At 73.1% G+C, this 23266-nt stretch carries 20 protein-coding genes and 1 tRNA gene; 9 read left to right on the top strand and 12 right to left on the bottom strand.

Annotated elements, in window-relative coordinates; genetic code table 11:
- Positions 1 to 7: 7 nt before the first annotated feature.
- Positions 8 to 1489, bottom strand: coding sequence for a carboxylesterase family protein (locus NH602_RS31730; RefSeq protein ID WP_308292797.1), 1482 nt, complete (start codon positions 1487 to 1489; stop codon positions 8 to 10).
- Positions 1490 to 1797: 308 nt separating this feature from the next.
- On the opposite strand from NH602_RS31730, the gene NH602_RS01530 reads away from it, so the two are divergent.
- Positions 1798 to 2448, top strand: a complete 651-nt coding sequence (locus tag NH602_RS01530; RefSeq protein ID WP_253066785.1) for a TetR/AcrR family transcriptional regulator — start codon at positions 1798 to 1800, stop codon at positions 2446 to 2448.
- Between the two features lie 580 nt (positions 2449 to 3028).
- Here NH602_RS01530 and NH602_RS01525 read toward each other — a convergent pair.
- On the bottom strand, positions 3029 to 4294 hold the full coding sequence (locus tag NH602_RS01525) for a tyrosine-type recombinase/integrase (RefSeq protein ID WP_253066784.1): 1266 nt from the start codon (positions 4292 to 4294) through the stop codon (positions 3029 to 3031).
- Positions 4295 to 4379: 85 nt separating this feature from the next.
- Positions 4380 to 4454 (bottom strand) — tRNA-Ile (locus NH602_RS01520).
- A 96-nt stretch (positions 4455 to 4550) separates the two neighbouring features.
- Between NH602_RS01520 and NH602_RS01515 the strand changes: the two genes are divergently transcribed.
- On the top strand, positions 4551 to 5420 hold the full coding sequence (locus tag NH602_RS01515; protein WP_179760516.1) for an LLM class flavin-dependent oxidoreductase: 870 nt from the start codon (positions 4551 to 4553) through the stop codon (positions 5418 to 5420).
- A gap of 14 nt (positions 5421 to 5434) precedes the next feature.
- On the opposite strand, the gene NH602_RS01510 is transcribed toward NH602_RS01515, so the two are convergent.
- From NH602_RS01510 to NH602_RS01500, 3 genes are all read right to left on the bottom strand, one after another.
- On the bottom strand, positions 5435 to 6136 hold the full coding sequence (locus tag NH602_RS01510) for a TetR/AcrR family transcriptional regulator (RefSeq protein WP_179760517.1): 702 nt from the start codon (positions 6134 to 6136) through the stop codon (positions 5435 to 5437).
- An 85-nt stretch (positions 6137 to 6221) separates the two neighbouring features.
- Positions 6222 to 6977 carry an SDR family oxidoreductase gene (locus tag NH602_RS01505; protein ID WP_179760518.1) on the bottom strand — a complete coding sequence of 252 codons (756 nt, stop codon included), beginning with the start codon at positions 6975 to 6977 and terminating at the stop codon, positions 6222 to 6224.
- A gap of 69 nt (positions 6978 to 7046) precedes the next feature.
- Positions 7047 to 7583, bottom strand: coding sequence for a metal-dependent hydrolase (locus tag NH602_RS01500; RefSeq protein ID WP_179760519.1), 537 nt, complete (start codon positions 7581 to 7583; stop codon positions 7047 to 7049).
- 120 nt (positions 7584 to 7703) lie between these two features.
- Here NH602_RS01500 and NH602_RS01495 point away from each other — a divergent pair, with 120 nt between their 5' ends.
- Together NH602_RS01495 and NH602_RS01490 are read left to right on the top strand one after the other, a co-directional pair.
- Entirely contained in the window at positions 7704 to 9014 is a 1311-nt protein-coding gene (locus tag NH602_RS01495; RefSeq protein WP_179760520.1) for a D-arabinono-1,4-lactone oxidase, read from the top strand.
- Positions 8996 to 10006, top strand: a complete 1011-nt coding sequence (locus NH602_RS01490; protein WP_253066783.1) for an alanine racemase — start codon at positions 8996 to 8998, stop codon at positions 10004 to 10006. The genes NH602_RS01495 and NH602_RS01490 overlap by 19 nt, the downstream gene beginning before the upstream one ends.
- 3 nt (positions 10007 to 10009) lie before the next feature.
- Here NH602_RS01490 and NH602_RS01485 read toward each other — a convergent pair whose 3' ends face one another.
- From NH602_RS01485 to NH602_RS01470, 4 genes are all read right to left on the bottom strand, one after another.
- A complete protein-coding gene (locus NH602_RS01485; protein ID WP_179760522.1) occupies positions 10010 to 10450 on the bottom strand; it encodes an SRPBCC family protein in 441 nt (146 codons plus the stop codon).
- Positions 10451 to 10472: 22 nt separating this feature from the next.
- Entirely contained in the window at positions 10473 to 11156 is a 684-nt protein-coding gene (locus NH602_RS01480) for a hypothetical protein (RefSeq protein ID WP_253066782.1), read from the bottom strand.
- 71 nt (positions 11157 to 11227) lie between these two features.
- Positions 11228 to 12061, bottom strand: coding sequence for a phosphoenolpyruvate hydrolase family protein (locus tag NH602_RS01475; RefSeq protein ID WP_073574030.1), 834 nt, complete (start codon positions 12059 to 12061; stop codon positions 11228 to 11230).
- Positions 12058 to 13248: a Tm-1-like ATP-binding domain-containing protein gene (locus NH602_RS01470; protein ID WP_253066781.1), complete on the bottom strand. Its 1191-nt coding sequence runs from the start codon at positions 13246 to 13248 to the stop codon at positions 12058 to 12060. Before NH602_RS01470 ends, NH602_RS01475 begins: the two co-directional genes overlap by 4 nt.
- A gap of 126 nt (positions 13249 to 13374) precedes the next feature.
- Here NH602_RS01470 and NH602_RS01465 point away from each other — a divergent pair, with 126 nt between their 5' ends.
- Positions 13375 to 14571: a hypothetical protein gene (locus NH602_RS01465; protein ID WP_179760525.1), complete on the top strand. Its 1197-nt coding sequence runs from the start codon at positions 13375 to 13377 to the stop codon at positions 14569 to 14571.
- 73 nt (positions 14572 to 14644) lie between these two features.
- On the opposite strand, the gene NH602_RS01460 is transcribed toward NH602_RS01465, so the two are convergent.
- A complete protein-coding gene (locus NH602_RS01460) occupies positions 14645 to 15733 on the bottom strand; it encodes a DoxX family membrane protein (RefSeq protein WP_253066780.1) in 1089 nt (362 codons plus the stop codon).
- A gap of 123 nt (positions 15734 to 15856) precedes the next feature.
- On the opposite strand from NH602_RS01460, the gene NH602_RS01455 reads away from it, so the two are divergent.
- Together NH602_RS01455 and NH602_RS01450 are read left to right on the top strand one after the other, a co-directional pair.
- Positions 15857 to 16819, top strand: coding sequence for an ROK family protein (locus NH602_RS01455; RefSeq protein WP_083658039.1), 963 nt, complete (start codon positions 15857 to 15859; stop codon positions 16817 to 16819).
- A 43-nt stretch (positions 16820 to 16862) separates the two neighbouring features.
- Entirely contained in the window at positions 16863 to 18584 is a 1722-nt protein-coding gene (locus NH602_RS01450; protein WP_253066779.1) for an alkaline phosphatase D family protein, read from the top strand.
- Between the two features lie 23 nt (positions 18585 to 18607).
- Here NH602_RS01450 and NH602_RS01445 read toward each other — a convergent pair whose 3' ends face one another.
- Positions 18608 to 19477, bottom strand: a complete 870-nt coding sequence (locus tag NH602_RS01445; RefSeq protein ID WP_246352648.1) for a maleylpyruvate isomerase family mycothiol-dependent enzyme — start codon at positions 19475 to 19477, stop codon at positions 18608 to 18610.
- A 76-nt stretch (positions 19478 to 19553) separates the two neighbouring features.
- On the opposite strand from NH602_RS01445, the gene NH602_RS01440 reads away from it, so the two are divergent.
- Entirely contained in the window at positions 19554 to 19859 is a 306-nt protein-coding gene (locus NH602_RS01440) for a hypothetical protein (RefSeq protein ID WP_179760528.1), read from the top strand.
- A gap of 114 nt (positions 19860 to 19973) precedes the next feature.
- Positions 19974 to 23237 (top strand): fused isobutyryl-CoA mutase/GTPase IcmF, encoded by a 3264-nt coding sequence (gene icmF / locus NH602_RS01435; RefSeq protein WP_253066778.1) that lies wholly within the window; start codon positions 19974 to 19976, stop codon positions 23235 to 23237.
- Positions 23238 to 23266: the final 29 nt, after the last annotated feature.

Here is a 23266-nt window from a genome sequence, read left to right as displayed (position 1 = left end):
CACCTCCTCACTGCGATGTCGTGGTGCGGTGGTGTCGCTGCCAGATCTCGGCCGAGACCGCGGTCGGGTCCGCGCCGACGGTCGGCGGGAGGTCCCAGATCCGGGTCAGCCACTCGTCGGGCCGGTACCGCGGCCAGCCCGGATCCCCGCTGGCGGCGAACTGCGTCCAGGCCGACCGCATCGCGGTGGACAGCGTGACGAACTCGCCGGGTCGGGCACCGAGGTCCCAGCCGAGCGGGCCGGTCGGGAGACCGAACACGAACGACTGGTCGAGACCGTGGTAGGCGCCCAACACCGGATCCCCGACCCAGCCGAACTCATAGAAGAACGTGCGACCGCCGGCCTCGGCGTGGGCACGGGCAACCTGGTGCGCGGTCAGCCGGAAGAACGCATCGGAGAGCACCAACGTGGACAGGTCACTGTCACCGATACCGGGTCGGGCGTGGCGATAGGCGTCCACCGCGGCCGGATCCAGGCCGACACCACGGGCCACACCGGCCGGATCGGCAGCGGCCGGGTCCAGGTTCGCCGTGAACATGCGCGCCTCAGCCGCGGTGCATCCGCAGATCAGGTCGATGCAGCGGCCGACGCCCCGCCGCATCGCCGCCCACGGCAACTCGCTGAGCAACTCACCGTCCAGGACCACGCCGTAGGGACTGTTCGGATGACTCCAGGCATCGGGATCAGCGGACATCAGCGTCACCGGGTTCCACTGCACGTCGTGGATCGCTTCAGCGGGGACGGCGGCGAGGGCCTCGGCAGTCGAGGCGACACCGAGCTCCTCGGTGATCATCGTGGAGACGGCGCGCGCTTCCTCCGGCGGGACGAACACGTGGCCGGGGCTCTGGACGATCCCGCGGTGGAACACCCCGTCCGCGCGGCCCCCGGCGAGGACCGCGGCGATCGAGGTCGCACCTGCAGACTGTCCGAACACCGTCACCCGACCCGGGTCACCGCCGAACGCGACGATGTTGTCCTGCACCCACTGCAACGCGGCGAGCTGGTCGAGTACCCCGCGGTTCCAGGGGGCGTCGCGCACCCAGCCGAATCCTTCGTAGCCGACCCGGTAGTTCACCGACACCAGGACCACCCCGTCCCGCGCCAGCTGTGTGCCGTCGAAGCCCGGAGAGTTCGCCGAGCCGCCGACGAAACCTCCGCCGTGCACCCACACCAGCACCGGCAACCCGTCACCGCCGGCACCGTCTCGTGCTCGCGGTGTCCAGACGTTGAGCGTCAGACACTCCGCGCCGGACGCACCACGCAGATCGGCGAGCTCACCGGTGGTGGCCCCGGAGACAGCGGACGGGATCGCCTGCTGCGGAACCCACGCCCCGAACTCGCGTGCCTCCCGCACACCAGCCCACCCCGGTGCCGGTCGCGGCGCCTGGAACCGCAATGCCCCGTGCAGCGGCGCGGCATAAGGGATCCCCAGATACGCCACCACATCGACATCCGGCACACCCCTCACCGCGCCGGACCTCGTCCTCACCACCCCGTCCACTGCAATCCCCCTATCGCGACGGACACCTCACGCCTGGCCCCGGCATCACCGCGTCCCAGACCACCTGGTCGAAGGGGCGGGCACGACGCAGCGGAGGGTCCTGAGCGGAGTCGGTCGTCATGAATGCCGCTGGCCACCACAGGTCCCCCCCCCGGCGCTCCTGCACGCCCCTCCGCGATCCGTACCCGTGTCCGCTCGGACACGAGCTCCGCTTCCCGCGGGAAGAACCAGGATTATAGGTCAAGTGTATTATGTCAACCGTATTGGCGAGCCCCGGGCACGAGGGAGGAACCGGCATGCCCAAGCAGGTGGACCACCGCAGGCGCCGCGAGACGATCGCCCGCGCGCTGTGGCGGGTGGTGGAGCAACGCGGCGTCACACAGCTGACGATGCGCGTGGTGGCACAGGAGGCGGGCATGTCGCTCGGGCAGCTGCAGCACTACTTCGCTTCCCGGACCGCCATGCTCTCCTTCGCCATGGACTTCGCATCCGAGCAGACCTCCGCACGCATACGCCGAGGACTGGAGAAACTCGGTGAACGGCCGCACCCCCGCGACGTGCTGCAGGTGACACTCGCGGAAATGCTCCCCCTGCATGCCGATGCCCGTGCGACCAGCCGCATGAGCGCCGCCTACGTCCTGGAGGCACTGCACGACGACGCCGTACACGAGCAGGCACGCCACGGCATCGCCCAAGGGCGAACCCTCGTCGAGCAGCTGGTCCGCCAGGCCATCGCCGACGGGCACATCGACACCGACCGCGACCCGGCAACCGAGACCAACCTGCTCCTCGCCCTCACCGGTTTCACCCCCCTCATCGAGCTCGACGTGATCGAACCCCAGGACGCCCTCGCCGCAATCGACGCGCACCTGGACCGGCTGTTCAGGAGCGACGACCGGCGGCGCGCCCAGCTCCGAGAATCCGACGACCAGGAGGCGCCGCACTGACAGTCGGGAATGTCTCCTCCGACCCCGGGGCGAGGATCTCACGTTGCCTGTGGTCGCGTCTGAGCTTTCAGGCGTCGAACATCGCGGGCCCGGATCAGCGGGGCGATCACCGCTCGGCGACTTCTCGTGGGTCGAGGTCGCTCGCAACGGTCGTTCGATCCCGACAGGGCGCCGATCGTGGTGGCGGTACCGGACCGCCGTGGCTATCGCGTCGGACAGCGCATCGACGTCGAGTCCGACGAGGTGGTCCCCCTGGATGACCGGCCCGCCGCTCCCGGCGCGAGCCCCTGCCGATCCGATTCGCGACCGGTCGAACACGCGGACGAGCGCCGAGCGACAGCAGCCGGCTCGAGAGCGTCGGCCGCGTGAGCGCCACGGCAGCGCCTCAGCGCGGCATCCGTACGGGCCGCCGCCCGCGGTCCGAGATCTCGTCGCTCGACGGCTGCAGGACTGCTCGTCCTCCAGCAACACGTCGGGTCCGAGTGAATCCGGTAGCGGTCCGGCCTGTCCGCCGCCTGCTGCCCTCCGGCGAGCGACGCACAGCCATCGTCGACGAACTGCTCAGCGGAGGGTGTGAACATCAGGAATCCATCCAAGCCGCGTCCATCACGGCCGCGCCGGCGGGGTGCAGCTCGCCGCGGGCGACGTAGATGTCGGTCAGAGTGCTGATCTTCGCGTGCCCCGTCAGATCCGCCTTCTGACGGTCGGTGAGGATTCCGGAGTCGTGCCAGATCGTAGCCGCGGTCTTCCGGAACGTATGACTGGTGACCGGCCAGTCCATTCCCGCCGCCTTCCGCGCCTCACGGATATAGGTCGCCATGTTGTTCGGATCCTTCCATCCGAGACCACCGGAAACAGCAGCGGCAGGAAACAGAGGGCCCTCCGGACCGTCGACCTCGCGATTCCGCACCATCGTCACGACGAATTGCGGCAGGGGGACGATGCGCAGTGACGTCTCGGTCTTTCCGTCGTGCCGCTGGAGCCCCCTGCCGCGGTGGCGAACGATGTTGCCCGTGATCGCGACGATCGGCACGGCCCGCATCGAGTCGCCGTCGACGACGGGCACCCCTTCCAGATCGAGGTCGCACCACCGCACGCCGAGCGCCTCCCCGATCCGGACGCCGGTGCCGAGCATGAACGTCACGATGTCCGGCAGGTCGCGGCGGCGTGCCTTCTCCTGTTCCCGCGCCTCGTTCGGGTCGTCGGATCGGCCATTCAGCCAGTCGATGAAGTGTCTCCGCTCGACCGGCGTGAGCGCGCAGGGCTTGCGCGAGCCCTTCTCGATCGGGTCCAGATGGCGGATCGGGTTGTCCGGGATGGCCTCGTGCTGCGCGGCGACCCGCAGGATCAACGAGACGATCGTGCGCACCGTCTTACGTGACTCCGCACCATGCCGCGGCGACAGCGAGGCGAAGAAGCCGTCGAGACGCGAGATCGTGCACTCGTACAGCCGCCACTGCCCAACGGCCGGGAGGATGATCGACCGGAGGCGCTGGCGGTAGAGGTCGGCGGTCGTCACAGCCCGGGCGCCGTCGGCGACCTGTGCGTCGAGCTTGACGAGCCACAGCTCGGCCGCCTGCTCGAATCGGCTCTCTGGTCGTAGCGGCGCCGACACGACGCTCCGGGTTCGGGTACGGATCTCGTCCTGTAGAGCCCGCGAGGCCGCCGACCTCGTCGGACCCGAACGCTCGATCCAGCGGGTCACGCCGTCGAAGTCGCGGAAGCGGCACCGAGCGACGTAGCTTCCGCTGCTGGAGCCTGCTCGCCGTTTGGTCCAGATCTCGCCGTGTGTCCCCATCGGCAGCGGTGGTCGCGCCATGCCGTCCCGCCCGTCGCCCCAACCCACGATGCGTTTCCGTGGGGTTACCGTGTGGTTCGATCACCGTAGGGCGGCACTCTGGCGAGAAGCAAGCCTCTGAGCTGCACTTCTGTGCGGCGGGCCGGGCTCGAACCGGCAACCTGACGGGTTATGAGTCCGCTGCTCTGACCAATTGAGCTACCGCCGCGGCGAGCCGGAGAGTACCGGAGCCGGGGCACCCCGCACCTGCGTCACCCCGGTCCTCCGCCAGGGCCGGAGGGGACCCGGCCTAGGCTGCGACGCCATGCGGCTCGGTTACCTCACGCACGTCACCGGTGACGATCCGTCACGCGCCTACCGCGAGACGATCCGGTTGGCGGAGCGGGCCGAGGAGCTCGGGTACGACTCGTTCTGGGTGGCCCAGCACCACGACGGGCATCTCGGTGGGCGGCTGCCGTCGCCGCTGGTCCTGCTGGCCGCGGTCGCCGAACGCACCCGGCTGATCAGGCTGGGGACGGCCGTCGTCGCGCTGCCGCTGGAGGACCCGCGCCGGCTCGCCGAGGACGCCGGTGTGCTGGACGCGCTCTCCGGCGGGCGCCTGGAGCTCGGCATCGGCGCGGGTGCCGACCCCGACGCGGCGCGACGCTTCGGGCGTCACCACGACGACCGGCACCGTGACACCGTCGCCGCGTTGGACGTCCTGCTGGAGATGCTGCCGCCCGCGCTCGCCGCGCAACGGGTGTGGTGGGCGACGGCGACGCCGTCGTCCGTGGACGCCGCCGCGGCCCGCGGGGTGGGTGTGCTGTCGGGCAGGCCGCCGTCGTCGGACGACGACGTCGTGTCCGAGCTGGCCCGGTACTGGACCTACGCCCGCGGGGTCCCGCGCGTCGCGCTGTCCCGGCCGCTGCCGGCGGGCCACTCGACCGGCCGGATCATCGACGACCTGCTGGCCGACCCCGCCCTGCCGTGGGCGGGCGAGATCGTCGTGCAGGCCCAGCCGTCGACCGTGCGCGCCGACGTGCACGACGAGGTGATGGAGCGGGCCGCGCGCTTCGTGCGGCCGTTCCTCGGGGTGGCGGGGCCGGCGCACGGGCCCTCGGTCGTCGAGGAGGTCGACACCGACGAGCCCACGCCCGCGATGCGACCGCGGCCGGTGGTGCGGCCGCACCGGTAGGTCGTGGCGACCGCTCACCCCCGCCGCGCGAGCTCGGCCAGCCACTTCTTGAGCAGCACCGTCTCCGGCGCCCCGAGGACGTCGTTGTCGTCGGGCAGCGCGAGCAGGGCGGCCGCGGCGTCGCCGACCCCCGGCCCGCCGGGTGCGTGCTCCGCATGCCCACCGGTGATCGCGGCGAGGGTGGCCTCGCGGATGTCGGCCGACAGCCCGGGGTCCGGGCGCGCGGTGATGATCTGCCGCAGGGTGACGCCGACGTTGGCGGCGAGGACGTGGGCCGCTGCGCGTTCCGGGCTCACCGTGAGCCGGCCCCGGCGGTCGGCCTCCCTGGTCAGGCCGAGCAGGGAGGCGGCCGGCCCGTCCTGGGCGGACGGCCGTCGCCCGGGGGTGACCTGCCCGTACATCAGGGCGTAGAAGCCCGGGTTGGCGATGCCGAACTCGACGTGGGCGTCCCACCCGTCGCGGATGTCCTGGATCGGGTCACCGCTGGACTCCTGGGCCCGCTTCGCGGACAGGTACTGCTCGAACCCGTGCTCGACCACGGCGTCGAGCAGGCCCTCCTTGCTACCGAAGAAGTGGTACAGCGTGGGGAGGCGGACGCCGGCGGCGTCGCAGATGGCCCGCAGCGGGACGGTCTCCCCCGGCGACGCCGCGATGAGGTCGGCGGCCGCACGCAGGAGCCGGTCCCGGGTCCCGACCTCGGCCGGTTGATCTGCCACGGGCCCACTGTAGGACGCCCGTCCGGGGCCGGGGCGCGGACCGTGGGCCGGCCACCGCCCTCCCCCGGCGCCCACCGGACCACCCTCAGCGCGTGGTGTAGCCGCCGTTGGCGAAGATCGTCTGGCCGGTGATCCAGCGCCCCTCGGTCGCGAGGAAGCGCACGATCGGCGCGATGTCCTCGATCTCGGTGAGCCGCCCGCCCATGGCCATCGACTTGTGGAACTCGACCCGCTCCGGAGTCTCCTGCGGGTAGAAGAACGGCGTGTCCATCGGGCCGGGAGCGACGTTGTTCACCGAGATGCCGCGGTCCGCGAACTCCTTGGCGGCCGCACGGGTGAAGTGCTCGACCGGGGCCTTGCCGCCGGCGTAGGTGGAGTAGCCGTCGGTGAAGGCCGCCAGCAACGACGTGACGACGGTGATGATCGCGCCGTTGTCGGCGAGACTGCGGCCCGCCTCCTTGATGAAGAAGTACGCGGCCTTGGAGTTGATGTCGAACATCGCGTCGTACTCGGCCTCCGTGGTGTCCACGATCGGCTTGCGGAGCACCTTGCCGACGGCGTTGACGGCGACGTCGATCGGCCCGAGCGACCCCGTCGCGTCGGCGAAGAGCTGCTCGACCTGCGCCGGGACGGTCAGGTCGCCCTGCAGGAGCACCCCTTCGCGACCCGCCGCCTCGACCGCCTTCAGCGTCTCCTCGGCCTCGGCGCGCGAGGACGCGGAGTTGTAGTGGATCGCGACGTTCGCCCCCGCCTCGGCGGCCTGGCGGCTGATCAGCCCGCCGAGGTTCTTGCCGCCCGCGGCGACGAGAACGGTCCGGCCCTGCAACGACTGCACGCTCATGCGTTCCTCCTGTATCGACTGTATACCTAGATGTATCAGCTATACAGAGCGATGTCGAACGCGGTCTCGTCAGAAGGCCCAGGTCCCGGTCAGCAGCGCCACGCCGGTGACGGCCAGCAGCCCGACGACGACGTGCTCCCCCGTCCCGCCCGTGCGGAACCGCAGGGCCCGCGGCCAGCGGATCCCCTCCAGCGGCCAGAAGGCGAACCGGTTGCCGTTCGAGGTCAGCTCGTCGCCGATCGCCCCGACCCAGCAGCCCGCGCCGGCCGCGACACCGGTCCAGACCGCCGTCTCCCCGGACAGCAGGAAACCGGTCCCCCACCACGCCAGCAGCCCGACCGCGGCCGCGAAGACCGGCGAGTGCGACAGGCCACGGTGCGAGACCCCGGTCGTCACCCGGGACAGCCACCGGATCGCCCGGCACAGAAGCCAGGTGACCGGTGGCAGCGACCGCGCGGCAACGCTCGACGGGTGGTCGAGGTCGGGCGCGAAGGCCGCCAGCGCGCACACCACCACGACCACCGGCACCAGTACCGGGGGCGGCGGGACCGCCGAACAGACCGCGAGCCCCAGCACCGCGCCCGACAACGCGTGCGTACGCCCCATCATCGTGACCCCAACCCCTTCCGAACGAACACGGAGGGTAACCGAGCGACACCGTGACGCCGGGCCGCCGACACGCGTGCCGGTCTTGACCGTGCCCGCCGGGCCGCGCAGGCTCGCAGCGTGACGGACCGGTGGCGCAACTGGGCGGGCAACCAGCGCACCCGTCCGATCAGGACGGTCCACGCCCGCGATGCCGACGACGTCGTCCGGGCGGTGCGCGACGCCGCCGGGAGGGACCTGCGGATCCGCCCGCTCGGCAGCGGCCACTCCTTCACCGGCATCGGCGTGCCCGACGGCGTCGCCCTCACCGTCCCCGCCGACCCCGCCGCGATCCGGCTCGACGGCGGGCTCGTCACCGTCCCGGCCGGGATCACCCTGCACACGCTGAACCGGTGGCTGTGGGCCCACGGCCGCGCCCTGCCCAACCTCGGCGACATCGAGGCCCAGACCGTCGCCGGCGCGATCTCCACCGGCACCCACGGCACCGGCGCCGGGTACCTCGGCATCGCCGACGGGGTGCGCGGGCTGCGCCTGGTCGACGGGCTCGGGGAGCTCCACGAGCTGGGCCCGGCCGCCCACCCCGACCTGTTCGACCTGGCGCGGGTGGGGCTCGGGGCGCTCGGTGTCCTGGTCGAGGTGACGCTGGCGACCGTGCCCGCGTTCCACCTGCACGCCCGCGAGTCCGCGCGCCCGCTCGCCGAGGTCCTCGACGGCCTCGACGACCTCGCCGCCGGCCACGACCACGTCGAGTTCTACTGGTTCCCGCACACCACGACCGCGGTGCTCAAGACGAACGACCGGACGGAACGGCGCTCGCCCGGGCGCTGCCGGGTCGCCGCGCTGGTCGACGACGAGGTGCTCGGCAACGGCGCGTTCGGGCTCGTCCAGCGCGTCGCCGCGCTCGCCCCACCGCTGGTGCCGCGGCTCAACCGGGTCATGGCCGGGCAGATGGCCGCCGGGGAGTACGTGGCCCCGTCGTACGCGGTGTTCTGCAGCCCGCGCCGTGTCCGGTTCCTGGAGATGGAGTACGCCGTGCCGCGGGCCGCGCTGTCCGAGGCGTTCGACGGGCTGCGGGCCGCCGCCGCGCGGCACGCCCACGACGTCGCGTTCCCGGTCGAGGTGCGGATCCTGCGCGGCGACGACATCGCGCTGTCCACCGCGTACGGACGGGACACCGCCTACCTCGCCGTGCACGTCCACTCGGGACGCCCGCACGAGGCGTACTTCGGCGCCGTCGAGTCGGTGCTGTCCGCACTGGACGGACGGCCGCACTGGGGCAAGCTGCACACCCGCACCGCGGATCAGCTGCGGCCCCGCTACCCGCGGTTCGACGCGTTCGTCGCCGCACGTGACCGGCTCGACCCGGCGGGCCGGTTCCGCAACCCCTACCTCGACCGGGTCCTGGGAGTGCCGTGCACGTCGACGACCTGACCACACCCGCGCTGCTCGTCGACGCCGCCGCGCTGGAGGCGAACCTCGCCGACATGGCCGCGCTGCTACCCGGCCCGCGGCTGCGCCCGCACGTCAAGGCGCACAAGACCACCGGGCTGGCCCGCCGGCAGGCCGCGCACGGCCACACCGGGTTCACCTGCGCCACGGTGCGCGAGGTCGAGGGGATGGCCGCGGCCGGGCTGGGCGCGGATCTTCTGCTGGCCAACGAGGTGCTCGACGCCCGCCGGCTCGGCGCCGTCGTCGGGTCGGGCGCGCGGGTCACCGTCGCGATCGACTCGGAGCAGACGTTGCGGGCCGCCGTCGACGGCGGCGTCCGCGAGGTGCTCATCGACGTCAACATCGGCCTGCCCCGCTGCGGCATCGCGCCCGCGCGGGCCGGGGCGCTCGCCGACGCCGCCCGCGCCGCCGGGCTCGTCGTGCGCGGCGTGATGGGCTACGAGGGCCACCTGCAGATGCTCGACGACGCAGCCGAACGCGCCCGGCTCACCACCGAGTGCACCGACCGGCTGCTGGCCGCGCATGCCGACGTCGGCGGCGAGGTGGTCTCCGGCGGCGGCACCGGCACGCACGCGATGAACACCGCCTGCACCGAGATCCAGGCCGGGTCCTACGCCCTGATGGACACCGCCTACACCGCCGCCGGGCTGCCGTTCCGCCAGGCGCTGACGGTGCTGTCCACCGTGGTCTCGACGACCGCACCCGACGGCGACATGCCCGGCTGGGCGGTCGCCGACGCGGGCCTCAAGGCGTTCGGCATGGACCACGGCAACCCCACGGTGCCCGGCGGGAACGTGTGGTTCTGCTCCGACGAGCACCTGGTGTTCGCCGCCGACGCCCCGCCGCGCACCGGTGACCGGATGCGGGTCGTGCCGGCGCACGTCGACCCGACCGTCGCGCTGCACGAGCGGATGCACCTCGTCGACGGCGACGAGGTGCTGGAGACCTGGGCGGTCGACCTGCGCGGCTGGTGAGGCCTACCGGCCGAACCTCTCCCCCAGCGCCGCCAGGCCCGCACCGAACACGCCGTTCGCGAACAGGCCCGCGAGGTCGCCCTCGTCGGTGCCGTCGGCGTCGAACTCGGTCCACCACTCGCCGAAGGTGTGCCCGACCGCGGTGACCGGGGCCAGCCGCACGGTGGAGACGTAGCGGCGCACCGGGAACGGCGACTCGAGGATCTCGTAGGTGAGGGCGTGGCCGCGCTCGTCGAGTGCGGTCAGCTCCTCGACGACGGTGTCGCCGCCGTCGGCGAGGGTCAGGCGTCGCTGCGCGCCGATCTCGCTGCCGGAGGCGCCGCGGATCAGCTCGCAGGTCGCGATCGCCGGGTGCCAGCGGTGCAGGCCACCGAAGTCGCGGACGTGCGGCCACACCTCGGCCAGCGGTGCCGTGATCACGGCACTGGAGTAGGGACGGGGCATCGGGGACTCCTCCTCGGGAGTGTCAGGACTGCCGGCGCAGGTGGGGGGCCTGCGCCGCGAGCTGGTCGAGCTGGCTGCGGACGTCGTCGAAGCCGCTGTCGACCCGCAGGTCCAGCGCGATCGACGCGGCCAGCTCCGCGGTGTCGTGGAAGGCGGTGCGGGCGACCTCGAGGCGGGCGCCCACGGTGCGGGCCACCTCGCTGCCCTGGCCCGCGCCCTCCAGGCTCTCCCCCATCCGCGCGGTGCGCAGGGACTCGGCGAGCTCGGCGTCGAGGTTGCGGCCGATGTCGTGCAGCCAGTCCTTGGCCGGGCCGTCGGGCACCGTGCGCACGACGCCGTGGAAGGCGGTCACCGAGCCGACGCAGCCGGAGTAGGCGCGGGCCCAGCGCGACCCCGCGACGAGGCCGTCGGGCACGGAGGCGGGGGCGTTCCCGGCGGCCCGTCGCATGGCCTCGCGCTCGGCGGGGCTCGCGGAGCGCAGGTAGGAGCGGGCCAGCGCCTGGGCGGGCAGCCCGACGAACAGCACCGCCGGGACCGCGCAGAACACCGCCGAGGCGATCGCGTAGCCCAGCGTCCGGCCGAGCAGTTCGTCGGCCGGGTACTGCCCCACCTGCGTGATGCCGACGATCACCCCGATCAGCACACCGAGGGCCGCCCCGGCCAGCAGGAGCACCAGCCACCCGTGCGCGGCGATTGCGTGCGACACCCTGCCCCCGCGCACCGCCGTCCGTCGCCGCCAGTCCCCGCCGGGCGGCGGAGCGGGCATCCCGCGCGCCATCACCGCTCCAGCACGTTCTTGAAGGCGCGCGTCTGCTCGGTCAGCGCGGTCTCGGTCGGCAGCCGCTCCATCGACGAGGCCCCGTAGAAGCCGTGGCAGACCTTCGCCGTGCGGAGCACGTGCGCGGCGTCCTCGGGCATCGCGACCGGCCCGCCGTGGACGAGCACGAGCACGTCGTCGCGGACCTCCAGCGCCGCCTGCGCCCACTCGTCGACGAGCGCGACGCAGTCGTCGAGGGTCTTCGCGGTGCCCGCCCCGATCGCGCCGCCGGTGGTGAGCCCCATGTGGCACACCACGATGTCGGCGCCGGCCCGGGCCATGGCGCGGGCGTCGTCGGCGGAGAAGACGTACGGCGTGGTGAGCATGTCCTTGGCCCGCGCCGCGGCGACGAGGTCGACCTCCAGCGCGTAGCCCATCCCGGTCTCCTCCAGGTTGGCCCGGAAGGTGCCGTCGATCAGCCCGACGGTCGGGAAGTTCTGGATGCCGGCGAAGCCGAGCGAGGACAGCTCGTCGAGGAAGCGGTCGGTGAACAGGAACGGGTCGGTGCCGTTGACCCCGGCCAGCACCGGGGTGCGGCGGACCACCGGCAGCACCTCGGCCGCCATCTCGACGACGATGTCGTTGGCGTTGCCGTAGGCCAGCAGCCCGGCGAGCGAGCCGCGGCCCGCCATCCGGTAGCGCCCGGAGTTGTAGATGACGATGAGATCGATCCCGCCGGCCTCCTCGCACTTGGCCGACAGCCCGGTGCCCGCGCCGCCGCCGACGATCGGCTCGCCGCGGGCGGCCATCCCGCCGAACCGCTCCATCAGCTCCGCGCGGCTGAACCGCCTCATCGCCGTACCTCCTGCCAGGCCGAGAGCACCGCGTCGGCGAACTCCGGGTCGTTGACGTGGTGCGCGACCCGCCGGACACCGTCCGGGGAGTCCACACCGGCCTCGATCGCGGCGAACAGCGCCGCGTCGGCCTCGGGATCGTGGAACGCCGCGCCCGGCGCGTCCAGTGCGGACACCCCGCCCAGCGGGAGCAGGAACCGCCACGGCCCGGTCAGCGCGTTCAGCTTCGCCGCCAGCCAGGCCCCGATCTCCCGGTTCTCGTCGACGGTGGTGCGCATCAGGGTGACGTTCGCGTTGTGCTCGTGGAACAGGCGGCCGGCGAAGCGTTCCGGGACGGTCGCGCGTGCGCCGAAGTTGACCATGTCCAGGGCGCCGCAGGACCCGACCCACGGCACCGCGGTGCGGGCGATCGCGTCGAGCCGGTCGGGGCCGCAGGCCATCACCCCGCCGACGAGCAGGTCCGCGACCTCGGTGGTGGTCAGGTCCAGCACCGAGTCGACCAGGCCGGAGTCGACGAGCTTCTCCATCGACGGCCCGCCCGAGCCGGTGGCGTGGAAGACCAGGGCGTCGACGTCGTCGCCGAGCCGTTCGCGGACCGCGGTGACCAGCGGCGTGGTCACCCCGAACATGGTCAGCCCGACGGCGGGCAGGTCGGCACCGGTCTCCGGCGGCGGGGCGGTGACGGCGGCGGCCAGCATGTGCGCGGCGTTGCCCAGTACCCGTCGCGAGATGCGGTTGAGGCCCGCGACGTCGGTGACGGCGTTCAGCATCGCGACGTCGCTCGCCCCCACGTAGGGCGCGGTGTCGCCGGAGGCGACCGTGGGGACCATCAGTGTGGGCACCCCGACCGGGAGGTCGCGCATCGCCGGGGTGACCAGCGCGGTCCCGCCCGAGCCGCCGAGCCCGAGGACGCCGCCGACGTCGTCGCGGCCGGCGAGGAAGGCCCGCAGCGCCTGCGCCATCGCCCCCACAGCGCTGCCGCGCTCGCCGGTGAACACCGCCTCGGCGCCACCGGGGTGGCAGGCGGCGACCTCGGCCGCGGTGACGTCCGGACCGGGGCACGCCGCACCGGAGGTGGACACGTCCACCCGGCGCACGTCGGCGCCGTCGGCGGCCATCAGCTCGGCCACCCAGGCCAGCTCGGCGCCCTTGGTGTCGAACGTGCCGATCACGTATGCGGTCCCCACACAGGAGTTCTACCCGGACCCGGGCACCCGGGGCGAGAGCCGGAGCCCGGACGGCGCAGGGCACCATGGACACGCCCCCTTCCGCCGGGCTCGTGACCTCGGGGCCCGTGACGTCGTTGGAGAGACATGCTCGGTCAACCGGACGACCCGCGAGGCATCGTGCTCCCGCTCGACGGGCGGCCCGGCGGAACGGAGACCGGCGCCCCCGACCGCAACGGTGGCCCGCGTCCCCTCCGCAACGGCACCCCTCCCCCCGGCCCGGCACTGCTGCTGAGCTGGACCCCCACCCCGGCCGTCGACGACGACCGCACCTGGGCGACGCTGTCGGCGTCGAGCGAGCTGGCTCGGCGGCTCGCGCCCGACGCCGGCCGCGCACCCGCCGCCGGGCTCACCTTCCGGCTCGCGCTGCCCGAGGCGTTCGGCGCCGAGCCGCTGCTGCGCCTGGCCGGCGGCGAGACGGCCGCGGCGGCCCCCGGGTCGTCGGCGCTGGTACCGGTCGCACCCACCGCACCCGGTGACCGGCACGGCGCCGGGCTGGGCCTGCTCACCCTGACCACGGCGGCCGAGATCGCCGCGACGGGCACCCAGACCCGGGTGCTCGACGAGCTGACCGCCGCGGTCGACCAGCTGGCCCCGGCGTGCGTGATGCGGCTGGACTCGCGGCTCCGCGCGGCCGAGGAGTCGCTGCGCGAGGCCCAGACCGAGCTGCTCGAACGCGGCTCGCTCGTCGTCGACGGCGACGCGACCGGCAGCGGCTCCCCGTCGCGCGGGCTCGAGACGGCGGTCGCGAACCTGTCGGTCCTGCGCCACCAGACGCACGCCTGGATCGCGGGCTGGGAGCGGGTCGTCGCCGGCGCTGACCCGTCGGGCACGCCCGGCCTGGCGCTGCGCGACGCGCTCGGTGAGGTCGGCAAGCTCGGCTGGACCGGGTTCCCGGCCGCGGTGCACGGCGCCTACCAGGCACTCGTCCTGGACGCCCGGCGCATCCTGCTCACCGCGGCCGACCACCTGCTGCGCGCCCCGAACCGGCCGCTGACCGCGCTGCGGCCCCTGGTCGAGAGCGACCTCGCGGGCCGGGCCGCCGACGTCGCGCGGCTGCACCGGCTGCTGACCACGCTGTCGACGCTCCCGCAGACCGTGCGCAAGCGCTCCGGCGGGATGATGCCGAACCTGATCGCCGACCAGGCGGCGGCCAACGCACGCAGCCAGGCGCTGTTCACGCGCATGGCGAACGCGCTGCGCTCCCCGGTGTGGGACGGCCGGGTCGTCGTCGAGGTGCGGTCGCTCGACTCGGGCGAGCTGCAGGTACTGCGCCCGGTCTGACCCCGGACAGTCCACGGCCCTCCCGTCCGGCGCGGAGCCGGTCGGGAGGGCCGTGGACGGGTGTCGCGGTGGGTCAGCGGGCGACGGCCTTGGCGCGCTTGCGCGCGTCCTTCGCCGACGCCTTGGCCTGCTTGGCGGCCTCGGCACCGGCCACCGACGCGCGGTCGGCCAGGTCCGAGCCCAGCTTCGCGGCCTGCGACTGGGCCTGGGTGACCAGGGTGGAGAAGCGGTCGGCGTACTCGGGGGCGCGCTTCTCCGCGCGGGCGGCGGCCTTGCGGGCCTGCTTCTCCCAGCGGACGCGGCGCTTCTCGGCCTCGCGCACCCACCTGTCACCGGTGCGCCCGGCGGCCTTGCGGTACCGGGCGCCCTTCTTGTCCACGACCTTCTCGAGCTGAGCACCGCGCTTCTCGGCCGCCTTCGCCAGCTTGGCGCCGCGCTTCTCGGCGGCCGCGGCCTGCTTCTGGGCGGCCTTCGAGGTGCGCTCGGCGGCGGCCGAGAGCTGCTCGGACCAGGTGGACGCCTTGTCCGAAGCGACCTCGGACAGGTGCGCGGCCTGCTCGGAGGCCTTGCCGCCCCACTCGGTGGCGCGCTCACGCACGACCGGGCCGTACTCCTCGACGGCCCCGGTCAGCTTCTCCCGGCTGCCCGCGGCAGCCGCGGCGATCGAGGTGCCCGCGCCGGCCAGTCCCGCGGCGAGCTGGGCACCGGTGTCGGAACCGGAGCCGGACAGCCGGGCCTGGGCCCGCTCGGCCGCCTGGCGCGTCCGGTAGGCGTGCGACGGCTTGCCGTGGGTGTCGGCGGCCGCGATGAGCAGCCCGCCGAGCAGACCGACGTTCTTGAGGAAGTGGATCTGCTGGTCGGCGCGCTTCTGCTGGTCGGTCTCCTCCCAGAAGCGGTGCCCGGCCAGGGTGGTCGGGACCAGCGAGGCGGCCAGCGCGGTGGCCGACAGGCGGGGGAACTTGCCCAGGGCGAGCAGCGAGCCCGCCACGATCTTCACCCCGGCGTCGACCTTGACCAAGGTCTCGTTGTCCGGGCGCCGGTCCAGCGGGGCGTTCTCCACGACCTTGTCGATGGCCGGGGCGGCCTGGTCGAGAACGGGCTGTGCGGCGGGAGTCAACGCGTCGGCGTTCCGCAGCTCGTTGATTCCGCCGTAGATGAACACGGCCGCGAGGGCGGGTCGGGCTACACGTCGCAAGACTGGCATGGGGCACCTTTCCCCGGCTCGTCCGTCCGCAAACCCGGGGTGGGTGTGGCGTCACCGCCGTGGGATGGCAATCATGCCCGGGTGACGAACGGACGGCGGGCCATCGGGCTCGACATCGGAGGAACGAAGGTCGCCGGAGCGATCGTGGGCGAGGATGGCACGGTCCACGCCGAGCTGCGGCGCAACACCCCGGACACGTCCGATGCGGACACGATGACCACCCTGTTGCGGGAGATGGTCGAGGAGCTGCGCGGCGACGCCGAGGGGGCGGACGTGTCCGCGATCGGCGTCGGTGCCGCGGGGACCGTGGAGTGGCCGGTCGGCCGGATCCGCTGGGCACCCAACAACAACTACGAGAACTGGGACGTCCGCGGCCTGCTGGAGTCCGCGTGCGGGCTGCCGGTGGTCGTCGACAACGACGGCAACGTCGCCGGTCTGGCCGAGGCCCGGCTCGGCGGGACCCGCAACGACCACATGGTGCTGCTGACCGTCGGCACCGGCGTCGGGGCGGGGATCGTGCTCGACGGGAAGATCTACCGCGGCCCGCACGGGCTCGGTGCCGAGGTCGGGCACATGAACGTCAACCCGGACGGCCCGCAGTGCGGCTGCGGCAACTACGGCTGCCTGGAGGCGGTCGCGTCGGGAACAGCGCTGACCCGGATGGGCCGCAGCGCCGCCCTGCACGACCCGCGGGGCATGATCGCGACCCTGGCCGCGGAGGCCGGGGGCGAGGTCACCGGCCAGCACGTGACGATGGCCGCGATGGCGGGCGACAGCACGGCGGCGTCGCTGTTCCAGCGGCTCGGGCGGTCGCTGGGGATCGGCATCGCCAGCATCAACGCGATCTTCGAGTTCGAGGTCGTGCTGATCGGCGGCGGCCTGGTCGACGCGGGCGAGCTCCTGCTCGAGCCGGCGCGCCGGGCGGCCCGGGAGTTCCACTACGGCCCGCCCGAGGTCCGTCCGATCCCGCCGGTGCTGCCCGCCACCTACAAGGGCGACGCCGGGAAGATCGGCGCGGGGCTGCTGGCGCTCGAGGAGACGTGATCTCGCTCCGCGACCGGTTCGGGACACGACTACGCTCGGACGGGTGACACTCCTGCTCGGACCGGTGCTGCGGCACGTCGACGAGACCAGCGCACTGGTCTGGGTGCAGACCTCCGACCCGTGCCGCGTCTCGGTACTCGGCTGCGACGCCGCGACCTTCGAGGTGGCCGGCCACCACTTCGCCCTGGTGCAGGTGACCGGGCTGACCCCGGACACCCGCACCGCCTACGAGGTCCACCTCGACGGCGAGCAGGTCTGGCCGCTCCCGCACTCGCCGTTCCCGCCGAGCCTGATCGCGACGCGCGGCGCGGACACCGACGCACACCAGCGGATCGTCTTCGGTTCCTGCCGCTACGTGAAGCCGGCCGACCCGAAGCTGGCCCGGCAGTACGGCCTCGACGCGCTCGACGCCTACGCCGGCCGGATGGCCGGGCTGCCCCCGGAGACGTGGCCGACCACGCTGCTGCTGCTCGGCGACCAGGTCTACGCCGACGAGCTCACCCCACAGACCCGGCGGCGGATCGCCGGGCGAGGGGAGCGGCACCCGGACTGGCCCGACGACGAGATCGTCGGCTTCGACGAGTACTCGGGGCTCTACCGCGACACCTGGTCGGACCCCGAGGTGCGGTGGATGCTCTCCACCGTCCCCACCGCGATGATCTTCGACGACCACGACGTCCGCGACGACTGGAACACCTCCGGCGCCTGGCGCGAGCAGATCGCCCGCACGCCCTGGTGGTCCGAGCGCATCTGCTCCGGCCTGGCCTCCTACTGGGTCCACCAGCACCTGGGCAACCTGTCCCCCGCCGAGCTCGCCGCCGACCGGACCTGGCAGGAGGTGCAGGCCGCGGAGGGCGACGTCTGGCCGCTGCTGTCCGAGCGGGCCGCCCTGTGGGACCGCGAGACCGGCGACGGCGACGACACCCACAAGGACGAGCGGTTCTCCTTCTGCTGGGAGCTGGGCCGCACGCGGCTGATCGTCATCGACTCCCGCAACGGGCGGATCGTCGAGTCCACACCGCGCCGGATGGTGTCCGACGCCGAGTTCGACTGGATCTCGGCGAAGGCGCTCGCCCCCGGCGACATGGACCACCTCGTCCTAGGCACCTCGGTGCCCTGGCTGATGCCCCAGGTCATCTCCGACCTGGAGGCCGCGACCGAGAAGGGCGCGAACGGGTCCGGCCGGGTCGCCGCCGTCGCCGAGTGGGCCCGCCAGGAGGCCGACCTGGAGCACTGGCCCGCGTTCGGGCACTCCTTCGCCGGGCTCGCCGAGCTGATCCGCGAGGCGTGCCGCCCGCGCGCCGGGGACGCCCCGCCGGCCACGGTGTCGGTGCTGTCCGGCGACGTCCACCACTCCTACGCCGCGGTCGCCGACGTGCACACCCACACCCCCGGGGACCGGCCGGGCCGCGGCCCGGAGGGCACCCGGGTCCACCAGCTGACCTGCTCACCGGTGCACAACGTGGTCCCCGCGGTGATGCGGGTGATGTTCCGGATCACCTGGTCGCGGCTGCTGGGCAGGATGACGACCCGCTGGACCCGCCGGACCGGGACCGGCAGCGCGGGCGTGGCCTGGGAGCGGACGACCGGTCCGCTGTTCGGCAACCTCGTCGCGACCCTGGAGACCGACGGGCGACGGGCGTCGTGCCGGTTCGAGCGGCCGCGCTCGGCCGCGGTGCTCGACACCGCGGCCGAGGTCGTGCTGACCCCGCAGGCCCCGCCCATGGCGGCGCGGCAGCGGAGGGGGACCACCCCGGCGGTCTGACCGGGGGCGGCGGCGACGGCCCGTCAGTACCCGGTACGGGCCAGCCAGCCCGTCCAGACCTCGGCGTCGCCGAGGACCTGGAGACGGTCGTCGTCGGCGGGGATGCGGCGGGTGACGCCCCGGAGCAGGTCGGCGGCGGCGCCTCGGACGGCGGCGTCGCCCTTGCCGTGCCCGTGCTCCCAGACCACGCGCCCGCTCGCGCCACGCACCATCCACTCCCCCGCCGCGTCCGGCACGTCGTCGGTGGAGTGCAGGTGCAGCGTGGCGCCGTCGGCGAGCGGTGGCTCGTCGGCGGCGGGGCGGGCGGCGAGCAGGCCCAGCCACTCCGAGACGCCGTCGGCGGCGACCTGCGGGTCGATCGGGAACGGCGCCCCGAGTGCGACGGCGGCGTCGGCGCGGTGCACCGTCGCCTCGTGCAGCCGCCGCCGCACCCACCACGCCGAGGGCTGCGGACCGGTGAAGGTCCACACCGGCGCGGTCGGCCCGGCCGCGACGACGGCGTCGAGCAGCTCGGTCGCACCGTCGCGCAGCCACTGCGCCGCGACCTCCGGGCCGCCCTCGGGCGGCTTCCCACCGGGCACCTCGCGAGGGTCGAGGGCCTCGGTGGCGCCGGTGGCGACCATCCGGGCCGCCCACCGGTGCCCGCGCCCGACGTGGCGGAGCAGCTGCAGCAGAGACCAGCCCGGACAGGTCGGGACCGGGGTGGCCGGATCGGCCGTCGTCAGGAGGGTGGCCAGCCGGTCGTTCTCCGCGAGGAGGACGGCGGCGTACGGGTCGACCGCGGTGCGGTCCGGTGTCGTGGTCATGAATTCGTACCCCCGGTCGCGGAACATGTGGGCGGGTTGCGGCGAGTCGTGCATGACGATCGCGGAGTTCGGGTAGGTAAGGATCATGCCGCCTCATCGCGACTGGACGCGACGGGGCGCGGGGCGGGCACTGCTGTACTGGCCGTTGACGGCCTTCTTGTTGGTGGCCGCATTCCCCGCGTACTCCGTGGTGCTGGTCATCGCCTCCGGGATCCTGCTGCCCGCCCTCGGGCTCGTCGCCGGGCTGGCCGGGAAGCGCTGGCGGGCGCGCAAGCTCGCCCGGGCGCGTCGCGCGCTGTCCGACGTCGTGGACCCCGCCCCACCCGCCGACGACGACCTCGTCGCGCACGAGGACGAGCCCGACGCGATCGGCTCGGAGACGTCCTGGCCGACCGGCCGGCACGCCCGCCGGGTCCGCGAGCAGCCTGCTCCGGCCACCGGGGAGCCCGCCGCACGCGACGCGGCCTGATCCGCACCGTACGGCCCCTGTGACGCTCGCCGAGTTCCTTGTACGTCCGATACTAGGATGTCAAACTAAACCGGCCGGGACACCGCCGTCCGCCCGGCGGGAGGAACGTCCCCGATGAGCACGGACACGAACGCACAGGCCGAGCTGCACGTCCCCACGCACCCGGTCCGTTTCGTGACCGCGGCCAGCCTGTTCGACGGGCACGACGCCGCCATCAACATCATGCGCCGGATCCTGCAGCGACAGGGCGCCGAGGTGATCCACCTCGGCCACAACCGCTCGGTCGACGAGGTCGTGACCGCCGCGATCCAGGAGGACGTGCAGGGCATCGCCATCTCGTCCTACCAGGGCGGGCACGTCGAATACTTCTCCTACCTGGTCGAGCTGCTGCGCGAGCGCGGCGCCGGCCACATCAGGGTCTACGGCGGGGGCGGCGGCGTGATCGTCCCCGAGGAGATCGAACTGCTGCACTCCCGCGGCGTCGCGCGCATCTTCTCCCCCGAGGACGGCCAGCACCTGGGCCTCCCCGGAATGATCAACATCATGATCCGGGAGTGCGACACCGACCTGACCGCCGAGGGCGCGTCGTCGGCGTCCGCGGTCGGCTCCGCCTTCGCAGACGGGGTGTTCTCCGGCGAGACCGCAACCCTCGCCCGCGCGCTCACGATGGCCGAGACCGGGACGCTGCCCGACGAGGTCCGCGAGCGCATCGCCGCCTCCGAGCGCCCGGTGCCGGTCCTCGGCATCACCGGCACCGGCGGCTCCGGCAAGTCCTCGTTGACCGACGAGCTGGTCCGCCGGTTCCGGCTCGACCAGGAGGACAAGCTCCGCATCGCGGTGCTCGCGGTGGACCCGACCCGACGCAAGGGCGGTGGCGCACTGCTCGGCGACCGCATCCGGATGAACGCGCTGTCCGGTGACCGGGTGTTCTTCCGCAGCCTCGCCACCCGCGGCAACGACGGCGGCTCGCTGCCCGAACGGCTCGGCGACACCATCGCGGTGCTCCGCTCCGCCGGGTTCGACCTGGTGGTCGTCGAGACGCCCGGCATCGGCCAGGGCGACGCGGGCATCGTCCCGTTCGTCGACCACTCGCTGTACGTGATGACGCCGGAGTTCGGTGCCGCCTCCCAGCTCGAGAAGATCGACATGTTGGACTTCGCCGACGTCGTCGCGATCAACAAGTTCGAGCGCCGTGGCGCCGAGGACGCCCGCCGCGACGTCGGCCGCCAACTCGTCCGCAACCGCGAGGAGTTCGGCGCGACCTGGGAGGACATGCCGGTCTACGGCACCTCGGCCGCCACCTTCAACGACGACGGCGTCACCGCGCTCTATCAGCACCTGCGCGACCTGCTCGCCGAGGGCGGCCTGACCGTCGGCGAGGGACGTCTCCCCCGCGTCGACACCAAGACCTCCAGCGACTACGCGGCCGTCATCCCGCCGGAGCGGGTCCGCTACCTCGCCGACATCGCCGGTGCGGTGCGGGACTACCACGCCGACACCGAGACCCACGCCCGGGCGGTCCGCACCGCGCAGCACCTGCGCACCGCCGCCGAGCTGGTCGGCGGCGACGACCTCGACGAGGCGCTGCGCGCCGCGGAGAAGAAGGTCCCCGCCGAGTCCGCCGAGCTGCTGGAGTCCTGGCCGTCGCGGGTCGAGGACTACTCCGGCGACGAGTACGTCTACACCGTGCGGGACAAGGAGTTCCGCACGAAGCTGACCCGCGAGACGCTGTCCGGCAACCCGGTGCGCCGGGTCGCGCTGCCGAAGTTCGACGACGACGCCGCGCTGCTGCGCTTCCTGCGCCGGGAGAACCTGCCCGGCTTCTACCCCTTCACCGCCGGGGTGTTCCCGTTCAAGCGGGAGGGTGAGGACCCGGCCCGCATGTTCGCCGGCGAGGGCGACCCGTTCCGCACCAACCGGCGGTTCAAGTACCTGTCGGAGAGCTCGGACGCCAAGCGGCTGTCCACGGCGTTCGACTCGGTCACCCTCTACGGCCACGACCCGGACACCCGCCCCGACATCTACGGCAAGGTCGGCACCTCGGGCGTCTCGATCGCGACCCTGGACGACCTCAAGACCCTCTACGACGGCTTCGACCTGTGCTCGCCGACGACCTCCGTGTCGATGACGATCAACGGCCCGGCGCCGACGATCCTCGCCTACTTCCTCAACGCCGCGATCGACCAGCAGGTCGACCGGTTCCGCGACGAGCAGGGCCGCGAGCCCGACGGTTGTGAGCGCGAGGAGCTCGTCGCCTACGCGCTGGCGAACGTCCGGGGCACGGTGCAGGCCGACATCCTCAAGGAGGACCAGGGCCAGAACACCTGCATCTTCTCCACCGAGTTCTCGCTGCGGATGATGGCCGACATCCAGGAGTGGTTCATCGCGCACAAGGTGCGCAACTTCTACTCCGTCTCGATCTCCGGCTACCACATCGCCGAGGCCGGGGCGAACCCGATCAGCCAGCTCGCCTTCACCCTCGCGAACGGGTTCACCTTCGTCGAGAGCTACCTGGCGCGCGGTATGGACGTCGACGACTTCGCGCCGAACCTGTCGTTCTTCTTCTCCAACGGCATGGACGCCGAGTACACGGTGATCGGCCGGGTCGCCCGCCGCATCTGGGCGGTCGCGATGAAGGAGCGCTACGGGGCCAACGAGCGCTCCCAGAAGCTGAAGTACCACGTCCAGACCTCGGGACGGTCCCTGCACGCGCAGGAGATGAACTTCAACGACATCCGCACCACGCTGCAGGCGCTCTGCGCGCTCTACGACAACGCGAACTCCCTGCACACCAACGCCTACGACGAGGCGGTCACCACGCCCACGCAGGAGTCGGTGCGCCGCGCGATGGCCATCCAGATGATCATCAACAAGGAGTGGGGTCTGTCGCTGAACGAGAACCCGCTGCAGGGCTCGTTCGTCGTCGACGAGCTCACCGACCTGGTCGAGGAGGCCGTGCTGCGCGAGTTCGAGTCGATCGCCGAGCGCGGCGGCGTGCTGGGCGCGATGGAGACCGGCTACCAGCGCGGCCGGATCCAGGACGAGTCGATGCTCTACGAGCACCGCAAGCACACCGGTGAGCTGCCGATCGTCGGCGTCAACACCTTCCTCAAGCCGGCCGACCCGGACGAGGCGCACCAGGAGATCGAGCTGGCCCGCGCCACCGAGGCCGAGAAGCAGTCCCAGCTCGACCGGCTCGCGGACTTCCAGTCCCGGCACCGCACCGAGGCCGAGCAGGCGCTGCGGCGGCTGCAGGACGTCGCGACCGGTGACGGCAACGTGTTCGACGAGCTGATGCGGGCCGCGCGGGTGTGCTCGCTGGGTCAGCTGACGACGGCGTTCTTCGAGGTCGGCGGACAGTACCGGCGCAACATGTGACGGCGGGCGGGGCCGGTCCACCCGGCCCC

This window comes from Pseudonocardia sp. McavD-2-B, assembly GCF_024124365.1.
GTDB classification, from domain to species: Bacteria; Actinomycetota; Actinomycetes; order Mycobacteriales; family Pseudonocardiaceae; genus Pseudonocardia; species Pseudonocardia alni.
This window is presented reverse-complemented; position numbering and strand designations above follow the sequence as displayed.